General features: G+C 58.2%; 9 protein-coding genes, 1 tRNA gene and 1 riboswitch. Of the genes, 5 read left to right on the top strand and 5 right to left on the bottom strand.

Features of this window, described 5'->3' with window-relative positions; all coding sequences use genetic code 11:
* Positions 1-112: 112 nt before the first annotated feature.
* The 3 genes from JK199_RS02730 to JK199_RS02720 all read right to left on the bottom strand — a co-directional run bounded on the left by JK199_RS02730 (position 113) and on the right by JK199_RS02720 (position 4,734).
* Entirely contained in the window at positions 113-2,320 is a 2,208-nt protein-coding gene (locus JK199_RS02730) for a TonB-dependent receptor plug domain-containing protein (protein ID WP_244984853.1), read from the bottom strand.
* Between the two features lie 123 nt (positions 2,321-2,443).
* A riboswitch (cobalamin riboswitch) is annotated at positions 2,444-2,668 on the bottom strand.
* A 183-nt stretch (positions 2,669-2,851) separates the two neighbouring features.
* Positions 2,852-4,297 (bottom strand): type I glutamate--ammonia ligase, encoded by a 1,446-nt coding sequence (gene glnA, locus JK199_RS02725; protein ID WP_025829029.1) that lies wholly within the window; start codon positions 4,295-4,297, stop codon positions 2,852-2,854.
* Positions 4,298-4,395: 98 nt separating this feature from the next.
* Positions 4,396-4,734 carry a P-II family nitrogen regulator gene (locus JK199_RS02720; RefSeq protein ID WP_006557470.1) on the bottom strand — a complete coding sequence of 113 codons (339 nt, stop codon included), beginning with the start codon at positions 4,732-4,734 and terminating at the stop codon, positions 4,396-4,398.
* Positions 4,735-5,007: 273 nt separating this feature from the next.
* On the opposite strand from JK199_RS02720, the gene JK199_RS02715 reads away from it, so the two are divergent.
* Together JK199_RS02715 and JK199_RS02710 are read left to right on the top strand one after the other, a co-directional pair.
* Positions 5,008-6,183, top strand: coding sequence for an aminotransferase (locus JK199_RS02715; RefSeq protein WP_212373752.1), 1,176 nt, complete (start codon positions 5,008-5,010; stop codon positions 6,181-6,183).
* A gap of 85 nt (positions 6,184-6,268) precedes the next feature.
* Positions 6,269-6,344, top strand: a tRNA-His gene (locus JK199_RS02710).
* A 177-nt stretch (positions 6,345-6,521) separates the two neighbouring features.
* Here JK199_RS02710 and JK199_RS02705 read toward each other — a convergent pair.
* Positions 6,522-6,839, bottom strand: coding sequence for a DMT family transporter (locus JK199_RS02705; protein WP_025829026.1), 318 nt, complete (start codon positions 6,837-6,839; stop codon positions 6,522-6,524).
* A gap of 389 nt (positions 6,840-7,228) precedes the next feature.
* Here JK199_RS02705 and JK199_RS02700 point away from each other — a divergent pair, with 389 nt between their 5' ends.
* The 3 genes from JK199_RS02700 to JK199_RS02690 all read left to right on the top strand — a co-directional run bounded on the left by JK199_RS02700 (position 7,229) and on the right by JK199_RS02690 (position 11,048).
* On the top strand, positions 7,229-9,622 hold the full coding sequence (locus JK199_RS02700; RefSeq protein WP_212373750.1) for a TonB-dependent siderophore receptor: 2,394 nt from the start codon (positions 7,229-7,231) through the stop codon (positions 9,620-9,622).
* A gap of 226 nt (positions 9,623-9,848) precedes the next feature.
* Complete coding sequence (locus tag JK199_RS02695; protein WP_212373748.1) at positions 9,849-10,673, top strand: glycosyltransferase family 32 protein; 825 nt, start codon at positions 9,849-9,851, stop codon at positions 10,671-10,673.
* A gap of 159 nt (positions 10,674-10,832) precedes the next feature.
* A complete protein-coding gene (locus tag JK199_RS02690) occupies positions 10,833-11,048 on the top strand; it encodes a hypothetical protein (protein WP_212360274.1) in 216 nt (71 codons plus the stop codon).
* Here the strand turns inward: JK199_RS02690 and JK199_RS02685 are convergent.
* Positions 11,002-12,492 (bottom strand): peptide MFS transporter, encoded by a 1,491-nt coding sequence (locus tag JK199_RS02685; RefSeq protein WP_077930328.1) that lies wholly within the window; start codon positions 12,490-12,492, stop codon positions 11,002-11,004. The two genes, JK199_RS02690 and JK199_RS02685, sit on opposite strands and share 47 nt — an antisense overlap.
* Between the last annotated feature and the right edge of the window lie 176 nt (positions 12,493-12,668).

Below are 12,668 nucleotides of genomic sequence, written 5' to 3'. Positions count from 1 at the left end.
AAATGCGTCTTAACCTGTGCGCTCATTCTACCGCATGACGCAAAAAAGGCCATTGCCACGGGAGCGTACCCCCGCCGCAATGGCCTTCCGGCACACAAAACCGCATGCAGGATCAGTAATTCAGCGTAAAGCCGCCATATCCGGCCCGACCCGGCTGGAGGTAGCCCACCGGGTTTTCATACTGCCGGTTCAGCAGGTTATCAGCCCGCGCAAAAACCGAGATATAGCGGTTGATTTTGTAATTCGCGGTCAGATCAATGGTAAAATATCCATGCCCTTTTGCGCAGGTCGCGCAAAAGTTTTCTCCCACCAGAGGATAATCCCGCCAGCCGCTGGTATAGAGAATATTACCAGACAGGGTGAAATCCTTCACCGGAGACCATGTGGTATTGAAGTTGAACTTATGCTGCGGGCGGCGCTGCAACAGCGCGTCACTATCCGTATCCCGCGCGTGGGTCCATGTGTAATTCAGCGCAAAACTGAGTGTGTCCAGTGCCTTCCAGTCCAGAAATGCCTCCACCCCATACATGCGCGCATGCCCAACATTGCCGAAGGAATAGATATAATCCCCCCACGCACTCCCTGCAGCAGGCATGACGTAAGCAGAAGACTGGATCAGGTTCCGCACCTTGTTGTCATACCATGTGGCGCCAAAACGCAGTTTGTCATGCAGCAGTTTCTGCTCAACACCGACATCATAGCCAATCATGGTTTCGGCTTTCAGGTTGGCGTTGCCTTCTTCCGCCCAGCCAGCGCCGCGCTGATTGACAAAAAGCTGATATAGCGAGGGTGCATGAAAGCCCGACCCGGCACTGGCTTTGATGATGGTGCCCGTATTGGGCACATGGATGGCGGGAGCCACACGCCATGTCACATGGTTGCCGTAGCGGGAATTGGCATCATACCGCACGTTGGCTGCACCATAGAGAACACGGTTCCAGTTGCCTTCATACTGCCCGTACCCCGCCGTGGTATCCATGCCTGCGGTGGTGTGCACTGGCTCGGTCGGGTCATCCGTCGCGACATTGATGCCATCATGAAAATGCTCGGCACCCACAAGAACCGTCCCGAATTTCCGCAGATCAACCGTGCCATGCCAGTCCACTTTCAGGCGTGTGGAACGGTAATAATCCGGGTCTGTCATGGCAGGATCACCATCCGCGTACAACCCGTCCTGCATGTACCGGCGGCGGTTGGTCATGTAGCCAAGCCCCAGAACCTGATCAAACCGCCCGCCAAAGGAGGAAAGATGCGCCGTGCCGCGCACCACGGCCTCGTTCTGGGTATTCTGGTCCCGGATCAGCTGGTCCCCGTTATAGGGCGTATAAACCTGATCATACGCTGTAAAGGTATGATAGTTGGCCTGTATCAGCCGTGCTGTCAGACCCAGATCAAAATTATGCGTGACATCATAACCCAGTTTGACGTTAGCGCTGCGGTTATCATTCCGGTCCCCCGCGCGGCGCTGGGCCCGGTTGGCCCCATTATACCGCTCAATATAGCGCGGAATTTCATGAAACCCATCCGTGCGGTAATGAGAGAGCACAACATTATAGTGGAAGCGCCCGCTGCTGCCTGATGCCCCGAAGGCCTGATTGAACGTGCCATAAGACCCACCTTCAATCCGCACAAACGGTTTAAAGCGCCCCTGCCCTTGCTTTGTGTTGATATCAATCACACCCGCCATGGCATCCGCGCCATACAGGCCGCTCTGGGGGCCGCGCAAGATTTCAATGGAGCCAATGCCGTCCGTTACAAACTGCCCGGCATCAAACGCGTTGCTGGCGGAACTGCCGTCATTGATGTCCATGCCATCAATCCGCACCTTCACATCATTGGCGTTTGCCCCGCGCATAAAGATGGAGGTTGTTCCGCCAAATCCGCCAGACCGCACCACATTCAGCCCCGGCTGCCGCGCCAGAATATCCGGCAGGGTGCGGCGCTGCTGGGTGGCAATCTGCTCCTCCGTCACCACCGTCACGCTGGACCCGACATCATCCGCCCGTATGGGTCTGCGCAGCGCACTGACCGTCACCACCTCCGGCAATCCCTGAGACGGGCTCAGTGAGACAAGCGTGCGGCCCGTCGGTGCGAGCGCCGCGACAGACTGCCCCGGCATTGCAGGAACTGTGTTGTCCGTTGCGGTCCGTCCGGTGGCGCGGCTTTTCAGATGGCTGCCCGAAGCTGCGGCTTTATGCGTAAAAGGTTTGCCAGAACGCGCATTGGTCGCGGAAGAGGCGGCGGCCTGTGCGCCAGCCACAGACAGTCCGGTGACAGCCAGAATGGTGGAGGTGGTCAGCGCGCAACGAAAAAAACTCATTTTAACTCGTATCCTGTGGTCAGCCGTTGCCACAGGAAAACGTGCTCCGCCTGCTCATGCGGCAAAGGCCGGAGCAAAACTCAGTCACGCACGCCAGCACACCCCGGCTGGCGTCTCCTGATTGCAACCACGTGCCGGATGGCAGGTCTCCTGGCTTGCGGCACTTTGACTGAGCCTTCCCTTCCCGGAGAATCGTCTGCTCCAGTGGGCCGGACGCGGTACGTCCGGGCAGCCTCAGCCCTGCCGCTTACAGTTGCGGGGACAGCCCGGGACTAAGGCCAGCACGGCCCGCACCCGGTTCCCTTTTCATCCCCCGTTGCAGGGGAAACCATCACACGGGTGTCATATCGCGTTGCCCGGTCGAGTCAATTACCCGGTGCAACAGTGCTGCCACAGGGCAACACGCAACGCCAAAATCGCAAAAACACATCAGCCTCCCACCCGGCAATGTCCCCCAAGACAGGCACAAAAAAACGCGGCCCTCCGAAGAAGGCCGCGTTCCTGATCATCTGAAACTCCGGGAAGGAGGGATCAGACGGAGTAGTACATTTCAAACTCAACCGGGTGCGGCGTGTGTTCAAAGCGATACACGTCTTCCCACTTGATGGCGATGTAGCTGTCGATCTGGTCTTTGGTGAACACGCCACCAGCCAGCAGGAACTCATAATCCGCAGACAGAGCTTCCAGCGCTTCACGCAGGGACCCGGCAACCGTCGGGATCTGCTTCAGTTCTTCCGGCGGCAGGTCATACAGATCCTTGTCCATGGCGTCGCCCGGGTGGATCTTGTTCTTGATGCCGTCAATGCCGGCCATCAGCATGGCGGAGAAGGCCAGATACGGGTTGGCCGTCGGGTCCGGGAAGCGGACTTCAACGCGCTTGGCTTTGGGGTTGGTGGCATACGGAATACGGCAGGACGCAGAGCGGTTGCGCGCAGAGTAGGCCAGCAGCACCGGAGCTTCAAAACCCGGAATCAGGCGCTTGTAGGAGTTGGTGGACGGGTTGGTGAAGGCGTTCAGCGCCTTGGCATGTTTGATGATACCGCCGATGTAATACAGGGCGGTATCGGACAGGTCCGCATAGCCATTGCCTGCAAACGTCGGCTTGCCGTCTTTCCAGATGGACTGGTGCACATGCATGCCGGACCCGTTATCGCCATAGATCGGCTTGGGCATAAACGTGGCGGTCTTGCCGTAGGAATGAGCGACGTTGTGCACGCAGTATTTGTAGATCTGCATGAAATCGGCAGAGCGGACCAGCGTGTCGAACTTGGTGCCCAGTTCGTGCTGGGACTGTGCGACTTCATGGTGCTGCTTTTCAATCGGCAGACCCATTTCACCCATGGTGGCGAGCATTTCTGCGCGCAGGTCGTTTTCGCTATCCACCGGCGGCACGGGGAAGTAGCCACCCTTCACGCCCGGACGATGGCCCATATTGCCTTCCGGGTAATCCTTCAGGGAGGCGCCGGGTCCTTCGATGCTGTCGAGCTGATATTTGCCGAAGTTCGGGCCCGTGCCAAAGCGCACGTTATCGAAGATAAAGAATTCAGCTTCCGGACCAAAGAAGGCGGTATCACCAAGCCCAGAGGACTTCAGATACTGCTCAGCCAGTTTGGCGGTGGAGCGCGGGTCACGGTTATAGGGCTGGCCTGTGGACGGCTCAATGATGTCACAGAACAGGATCAGCTGCGGGCGCGCCGTAAACGGGTCCATCACAGCGGTTTCCGGGTCCGGCAGCAGAACCATGTCACTTTCGTTAATGGCTTTCCACCCAGCGATGGAAGAACCGTCGAACATGAAGCCCTCGGTAAAGGTGTCTTCTTCAATCGTGGTGACATACTGCGTGGTGTGGTGCCACTTGCCGCGCGGATCCGTGAAACGCAGATCGACAAACTCGACCGAGTTTTCCTGGATCAGGTCAAAAACCTTAGCAATCGCTGCGGCTTTGCTGTCACCCGCAGTGGTCGTTTTCTTCACCATATGTCTTCACCTACAACCTGTTGCGCACCACACTCTTGCGGCACGTCTAGGATTATAAAACTCGCGTCCGCCGCCGGGCGGCCCCGCACCGGGGCACCTCAGATAGCGTCTTCCCCTCTTTCCCCCGTGCGGATTCGCACCACATCTTCCACCGGGAGAATAAAGATCTTGCCGTCCCCGATTCGTCCGGTCCGGGCAGCAGCGGAAATGGCTTCCACCGCGCGCTCCACCAGACTGGCAGGGCAGACAACCTCAATTTTCATCTTGGGCAGAAAATCAACAATATATTCCGCGCCACGATAAAGCTCCGTGTGCCCTTTCTGCCGCCCGAAGCCCTTGGCTTCGATCACGGTAATGCCTTGCAGGCCGAGTTCGTGAAGGGCTTCCTTCACCTCGTCCAGCTTGAACGGCTTGATTATGGCCTCGATCTTTCTCATGTCACGTCATCAATATTCTGGTGCTGCACTCAACAAGAGGGGGTTCTTTCTGCGCGCAACCTGCCCATGGGGCATCCCGGGGGGCATGAAGACTCAGAGCGAACAGCCCCAAACTTGCACGGGTTGGCCGCGCGGGCAATCGGGCTTGTGCGAAATATAACGATCCAGCACCAATCTCCCCTCTTTTCTCACGCCGCAAGGCCGTGCCACTCTGCGCGCCACTTTCGCTTTTTTTCGCCACCCTTCCCCCGGCAACTCCCAGGATTTACGGCCATGACCAAACCGCTCAACCGGCAGATTGCCGCCCTGCCCACCACCATTTTTACCGTCATGTCTGAGCTGGCCCGCGCGCATGACGCCATCAATCTCGGGCAGGGCTTCCCGGATACGGAAGGCCCGCAGGATATGGTGCAGGCTGCGGCGGATGCTCTGCTCGATGGGCGCAACCAGTATGCGCCCCTCACCGGCCTGCCGGAGCTGCGCGCGGCGGTGGCAGACTCTAATGCCCGCTTTCAGGGGCTGGAGGTCAGTGCGGAGTCGGAGGTGGTGGTCACATCTGGTGCGACGGAAGCCCTTGCCGCCTGCCTGATGGCCCTGATTGAACCGGGGGATGAAGTGGTGCTGATTGAACCGCTTTATGACACCTATCTCCCCATGGTCCGCCAGCTTGGCGGCGTGCCCCGGCTGGTGCGGCTGGAAGAACCAGGCTGGACGCTGCCGCGGGAGGCTCTGGCCGCCGCTTTTTCCGCCCGCACAAAGGCCATTCTACTCAACACCCCCATGAACCCCACTGGCAAGGTGTTCACCCCGGATGAGCTGGACTTCATCGCAGGCCTGCTGAGCCAGCACGACGCCTATGCCGTGTGTGATGAGGTGTATGAGCACCTGACCTTCGGCACGCCGCACGTCTCACTCATGACGCGCCCCGGCATGCGCGAGAGGTGCCTGCGTATTGGCAGTGCAGGCAAGAGCTTCTCGCTCACGGGCTGGAAAGTTGGCTACGTCACGGCCCCGGCTCCGCTGGCATCGGTCGTCGCCAAGGCCCACCAGAATCTGGTGTTTGCCACCGCCCCCAACCTGCAACGCGCCGTGGCGTTCGGCCTGAAGAAAGATGTGCAGTATTTCCGGGATCTGGCCGGGGACATGGCCCGCAAGCGTGACATTCTCTCCGCCGGGCTGCGCGGCGTGGGGCTGGACGTGCTGCCGTGCGATGGCAGTTATTTTGTCATGGTGGATATCACCCCGCTGGCCAACGGGCTGGATGATGTCGCCTTTGCCCGCCTGCTGACGGAAGAAGCCGGGGTGACGACCATCCCCGCCTCAGCCTTTTATGACCCTGCCAATGGCACCCCGCCCCGGCATCTGGTCCGCTTCGCTTTTTGCAAACAGGACACGGTGTTGCAGGACGCCGTTGCCCGTATTGAACGCTGGGCCAGCACCCGGACCTGAAGCCGCGGAGAATTTTTCTCCGTCTTCACCGCATCTCGGTCTTGACGGGGCATACGCGTTTCTCTACATGAGCGCTTGCTGTGTGGCGGATGTAGCTCAGCTGGTAGAGCGCCGGTTTGTGGTACCGGTTGTCGCGGGTTCGAGCCCCGTCATTCGCCCCAGCATTTCCCTTTTTAAATGTGTAGTTCCTGCAAAGTCTCTGCTGCCAGAGGCGCGCCTTGCGTGCTTCTCAGAGCATGTTGCCCTTTGTCTGGATTTTCCCACTCCGCACAAATGCCGCCTGAGCAAAAACTAGCTGGCGCCCCCCGTTTTCGGCTCTGTTCAGCCGCCCGGCATTTTTAGCCACCACAGACTTTCAGCCCGATCACGCACACCATAATCCCGGCAATAAACACCAGCCGCATGACGGAAACGGGTTCATGAAACGCCACCATGCCGAACACAACGGTTCCGGCGGTGCCCAATGCTGTCCAGATGGCATAGGCCGTACCCAGTGGAATGGTGCGGGTTGCAAGCTGCACCAGCCCGATACTTGTCACTAGACAAAACAGCAGCCCGATAAACCAGCCAATATCCTGCCACCCTTTTGCAAAACGCATACAGGTGGTGAAGCCAATTTCCAGAAACCCGCTCATAAATAAATACAGCCAGTTCACGTAACATCTCTCTCCGGTTGCCTGATGAAGCGCATGCTAAAGACAGGCTGAAGCGGGCACAATAAAGGCACACCCCGGAGACGTCCGCCTCCCTCTGGCTGCCATCACCCACACAGACCACAAGAATACTGAGCCTGCTGGCACGACAGGGGCCGGGTTCCTTCCCGCCTTCTCCGATAGATTTTCTGCATTACGCCGATGCAGAAAACCGAACAGTCCCGCCGGATTTCCGAGTGAACGCGGCCTGACTGTATTATTCTGGCATCAGTCCAGTGATTATATTCCTGCATATACAGGTTTATGCATCACCGTATATGGACAACACCCGGCAGGACCGGCAGAAGCGGCTCACCTTCTGTTCTTTACCAATTCCCGGACCTGCCTGAGCCATGCACGATCGTTTTCCCCGCCTTTTCGCTTCAGGAACATTCGGCGCACTCCTGCTGACAAGTTCCGCTCTGGCCGCAACCCCGGCTTCGGCCCCGTACGACACGGCTGACAAACGCGCCGTTGTCAAAGCCACCCCTGCCAGAAAAGCCGCATTGAAAGCTCCAGCCGCTGTGGGGGCCGCAAGACGCACCTCCACCCCCATTGCCGGGATTCTGGACGGCTCCAACGGGGAGACCATTAACGTCCACGGGCATCATGCAGCAGACGGCACGGCCGCCAAATACATGAACAAGGTTGTGTATCTCGGCCCGCTGGGCAACCGCGATACGCTGGACACGCCCTATTCCGTCATGGGTGTGACGCATGACGTGGTGGTCAACCAGCAGATCCGCAGCATCAATGATATGGCGCAGTATCTGCCCTCCGTGCAGCTTGAAGTGCGCGGGGACCCCAACACTTCCCGCCCGCAGTCCCGCGGGTTTGAATCCGATGTTGTGGCCAACTCCCGTCTGGACGGCCTGAACGTTGTCTCCACCACGCCGTATCCGGCGGAATGGGTGGATAACCTTCAGGTTCTCAACGGTCTGGCCGGTGCCATGTATGGGCCGGAAAACCCGGCGGGCGTGTTTGAATACACGCTTAAACGCCCGACTGACCGGCGCACGGAACGACTTTCCGTCGGTGTGGATTCCATCGGCACCCCGACGGTAAACGGCGATATTTCCGGGCGTCTGGGCCGCAATGGCTGGTTTGGTTACCGCCTGAACATGCTGCATGCGGATGGCACGGCCTATACGCAGGGCAGTTCCATGCGCCGTGAAATGGTGAGCGGGGATTTCGATTTCCATCTGGACGACAAGACAGTTATCGAAATTGACGCCAGCCACTACACCTATGACCAGCGCGGCGGTGCACCCGGTTTTGGTATTCTGGCCACCGGCGTGGGCGGTGACAAACTCCCTGAAGCCCCGGACCTGAGCAAGCGTCTGGCTCCGGAGTGGAGCGGTTACCACATGGAAACCAACACCTTTCTGGGCAAGATCAAGCATCAGTTCAACGAGAACTGGAGCTTCACGCTCGGTGGCCTGTATCAGGACGCAGCTCGTCAGGCATTTGGTGTCGCCGATACGCTGTGTGACGGCGGCAAGACCTGTGGCGGCCTGCGCGGGAGCGACGGCTGGTACAGTTCCAAAGCGACCGCCACCACCACCGCGAATGATTTCCGCGTTGGCAGTAACATGGCTTACCTCAACGGGCGTGTTTACACCGGCCCCATCCGGCATGATCTGGTGATTGGCACCAACGGCTACATGATGGGCAACTACAACCCGGTTGCGGCCTCAACCGCAGCGCAGAATCTGGGTATCCACAATATGTATGGCGCAAGCCAGAACGGTGGCACGCAGCCTTATTATCATGGCCGCTATAAATCCAGCAGCATCATGAGCCAGTCCTTTATTGTGGGAGACACCCTGCAACTGAACAAACACTGGTCCATCATGGGCACGCTCTCATGGGGCTGGATCCATCAGCGCGGCGCGCTGAACGCCAAAACCGCCATGCGGGACACGTTTGAAACCTCCGCCGCATTCAGCCCGACCGCCAGCATCATGTATAAGCCAACGGACAACCAGACCTTCTACTTCACCTATGGTCGCTCCGTGGAAGCCGGGCCTGTTACGCCCAACAGCACAAGCTACACCAACACCAACATTGCCCTGCCCGCAGCACATTCGGAAGAATATGAGGTCGGCTACAAACTGCGTTACAATACCATGCAGTTTAACGTGGCAGGCTTCCGCATGACATCGCCCTACGCCATGTATGTCGCGGCCTCCAACCCGAATGCCGGGTGTGCCGCCATGACCAACTGCCAGACCTACCAGTACGGCGGCACGCAGCGGAACTATGGTGTGGAAGCCCAGATTTCGGGCGAAGTCCTGCCCAACCTGTCCGTGCTGGCGGGCATGACATGGCTGGATGCGGAACTGGTCAACGCGGCCTCCCGCGCGCTGGACCGCAAGGAAATTGTGGGCGCTGCACCCCTTCAGGCCAACCTGCTGCTGGATTACCGCCTGCCTGCCTCCCTTGGGCGCTTTGCGTCCGGCTGGGCGTTTAACGCCAACGTGCATTACATGGGCAACCGCGCTGCCAACGTGACCAACACCCTGCACACAGGCTCCTACACCACGCTGGACCTTGGCACGCGCTACAGCTTCCGCGCGACGGAAAGACTGCCGATGGTCCTGCGCTTCGGGGTGAGCAACGCCACGAATGAACGCTACTGGGCGTCAGTCTACACAGGGGCCCCCAGCGGCACCTCCGGCGCAGCCTCCAGCCTGTATGCAGGCCTCCCGCGTGTCTATCACTTCACGCTGTCTGCTGAATTCTGAGAGATTTTTTCAGACTTCATTCAGGTTAGAACCCCACAGTCAAAACTACCTTCTGGCAGGCCCGTTACACTCTGTGGCGGGCCTGAAAAATATTCAGCCTGATTTATCCATTTCAGAAGAAATAACTTCCTAATAATTCGCAAAATCTATAAACTTAGTCTTGATACTTGCATTGTGCGAAGAGGTCAGTTTTAAAAAATATACAATAAATTGCAAAGAGTATGTCATGAGCACAGACACCAACTCACAACGTCCTGCCACGCCTGTTGCCAAAATGGATTTTTTCCGTTGCCTTAAGCAAGGTGTGGAAAGCGGCTGGCTTCCAACGCTTACTCAGGAAGACATCGCTCCTCCAGGCGAGGGCATTTTTCCATCCTCTATCCCTAAAAGAATTTCACAATACTGGCATAGTGAGACGTTGCCGGATGACGTGTCAGCTTCCATCGAAAAAGTAAAAAACAATAATCCGGGTTTTGAGCTGACCCTCACCCATGATGACTCAGCGAGAGCGTTTCTCGCTACGCATTTCGGCCAGAGCATGGTTGAGCTTTTTGATGTGTGTTTTCATCCCACCATGCGCTCTGATCTGTGGCGTATGTGCGACATGTATATTCACGGCGGGATTTATATTGATGTTGATATTTCTATGCACGCACCGCTCAGTGATATCACCGGCCATGCTGCCTACGAATGTTTTCTAATGTATGCCATTGGATCCCCATGGTGCATTGAAAACGGGCTTATTATCTCCAGAAAAAAACACCCTCTGATTGAAGGTATTATTCACGCACTGTGTGAGTCTCTTACCCGTTACAAAAACAATTCCGCCAACTTTGAAAATATCTGGATGAATACAGGTCCCGGCGTAACGACCATAGGCGCCATAAAATATCTTTTTGAGACCACACCATCAGAAGCCTCTGTAGCAACAGGTGAGGGATTTTTGCTTGGCCACCACAGCCGCGCGAATGCCAGTTACGGGCACGATGAACTTGCTTATAAAGCCTCCGCTGAAGGAAACTGGCGCAAGGCAAGGGCACCTCGCCGTTAAGGCGCGCTGAGCCAGCACGGTGCCCGCAGCATGTAACAGGTCCGTCATACCTTCCGGTTACATCAAACCGACCTGAACCTTTCCCATCTCCCCGCGTTTGGGCAGCAACTTGAATGCCGGGCCGCTGTTGTGCGGGCCGGGTGAGATGGAGAGACTTTCGTGAAAACGCTGACGCCCTGCCCTTCGGATGCCCTTCAGACGGAGCGCAGGCGCGAACTCTGGACAAACAGCAGCCTGTTTGCCCGCCCGGACGCAAATGGGGCGGAGGATTTCCCCCCGCCCCACGCACACGCAGCACTGATGCAAACTGACGGGCTGCCTCTTACGGCTATCGCCCCTGTGCCGCCCTGTGCTGAGCATCCCACCGGCGGGTAAAAGGCAGGCAGAGCACAAACAGCAGCGTGCAGCCCGCACCCAGCAGGAAGAGCATACGGAACAGCCCGGCATAGACCGGGAGAGTCTGGGCCGGGTCCGCCGAGGCCACGGCAGGCCCGACAGCAGCCAGATTGGCCAGCGCGCTGCCCAGATACATCGCCACACCGTTGGACACGTTGTAGCTGCCCATCATGAAGCCGCCCACATTGGCGGGCGCATAACGGGCGACCACAGCCAGACCCAGCGCACTGATCAGCAACTCCCCGATAGACAGCGCCCCATAGGCCCAGAACATCACCCAGGGGGAGACAAGATGATTGCCCCCGGTCGCGGCACTCCACCACCAGATCAGGAAGGAGAGCGAGACCAGCGAGAACCCGACAATAAACTTCTCGGCAATGGGGAAATTCCAGCCCTTATCCGCCATGCTCTTATACACCCATGACAGGAGCGGACTGGCCAGCATAATCCAGACCGGATTAAGCGCCTGAAACTGCCCGGCGGACATATGGAACAGCGTGATGCCGCCCAGTGTGAAGGCTGAATCCACATCCCGCAGCGCGAACAGTGTGAGGGATGTGACCATCTGCTGATAGAACACAAAATACAGCATGGTCTGCACAATCAGCAGATAGGCCAGCCGCAGGCCGGGGCGCACGGCGGCGGAAGCCCGGCGGTAAAGCACCACCCACACACACCCGACTGCCAGCGCGGCCACCCACACACAGGCCCGGCCCGCGGCCGGATAGCGCAGCAGCCCGACCATAACGGCCAGAACCAGCACCATACCGCCCAGCACCGCCATCAGGCGGGAAAACACGACGGGTTCAAAATCCGGGCGGGAGCCAACGCGCGCCAGCCATTTATGGAACAGCGTGTAACACGCCACCCCAAACGCCAGCCCCGCCGCACAGACCAGAAATGGCGGAGACCACCCGTATTTTTCCTGCAACCACGGCGTCAGCAGGAGAGACAGCGTGGAGCCAACATTGATGCTCATGTAGTAAATGGTGAAGGCGACATCGATGCGGGTATCGTCGCCTTCATAAATCCGGCGGACCAGATTGGCCGCGTTGGATTTAAACAGCCCGTTGCCCACAGCAATGACCGCGAGGGCGGCAAACAGCGCCATCTGGCCACCCAGATCCACCCCCAGCAGGGCGTAACCCACCGTCAGCACCACAGCGCCCAGCACCATGGTGCGGCGGGCACCCAGAACTTTATCTCCAACCCAGCCGCCGACAGCGGGGGCCGCATAACAGACGGCGGAGAAAGTGCCCCAGAGCAGATTGGCCTGTGCATCGGAAAAGCCGAGCCGCTGGATCATGTAAAGCAGCAGGATGCCCTGCATGCCGTAAAAGCCGAACCGTTCCCACAGCTCTATCGCCAGCACGACGGAAAAAGACTGGGTTCGGGATGGCAGAGAAGACGCTGATGCTGTCATGAAGTCCTGACCATATTGTGATGCCCCCTCCTACACCACTTCCGCCCCCTGCACATACCCCGCGCAAATCCGGCCTCCAGCGGCATAAAACCGGGGAAAACACCGCTGTTGCCCGTCTTTTCCTACCCGGAATGTGAAGCGACAGACCGGCCCTTACCCCTTATTCCGTCCCTCCG

This window comes from Acetobacter persici (assembly GCF_018256955.1).
Lineage (GTDB): Bacteria > Pseudomonadota > Alphaproteobacteria > Acetobacterales > Acetobacteraceae > Acetobacter > Acetobacter persici.
Note: the sequence above shows the minus strand (reverse complement) of the source record. Positions and strands in the feature narration are given on the sequence as shown.

Coding starts and splice junctions, on each gene's coding strand:
- JK199_RS02730 (WP_244984853.1), bottom strand. CDS start 2,320: ATGAGTTTTTTTCGTTGCGCGCTGACCACCTCCACCATTCTGGCTGTC.
- glnA (WP_025829029.1), bottom strand. CDS start 4,297: ATGGTGAAGAAAACGACCACTGCGGGTGACAGCAAAGCCGCAGCGATT.
- JK199_RS02720 (WP_006557470.1), bottom strand. CDS start 4,734: ATGAGAAAGATCGAGGCCATAATCAAGCCGTTCAAGCTGGACGAGGTG.
- JK199_RS02715 (WP_212373752.1), top strand. CDS start 5,008: ATGACCAAACCGCTCAACCGGCAGATTGCCGCCCTGCCCACCACCATT.
- JK199_RS02700 (WP_212373750.1), top strand. CDS start 7,229: ATGCACGATCGTTTTCCCCGCCTTTTCGCTTCAGGAACATTCGGCGCA.
- JK199_RS02695 (WP_212373748.1), top strand. CDS start 9,849: ATGAGCACAGACACCAACTCACAACGTCCTGCCACGCCTGTTGCCAAA.
- JK199_RS02685 (WP_077930328.1), bottom strand. CDS start 12,492: ATGACAGCATCAGCGTCTTCTCTGCCATCCCGAACCCAGTCTTTTTCC.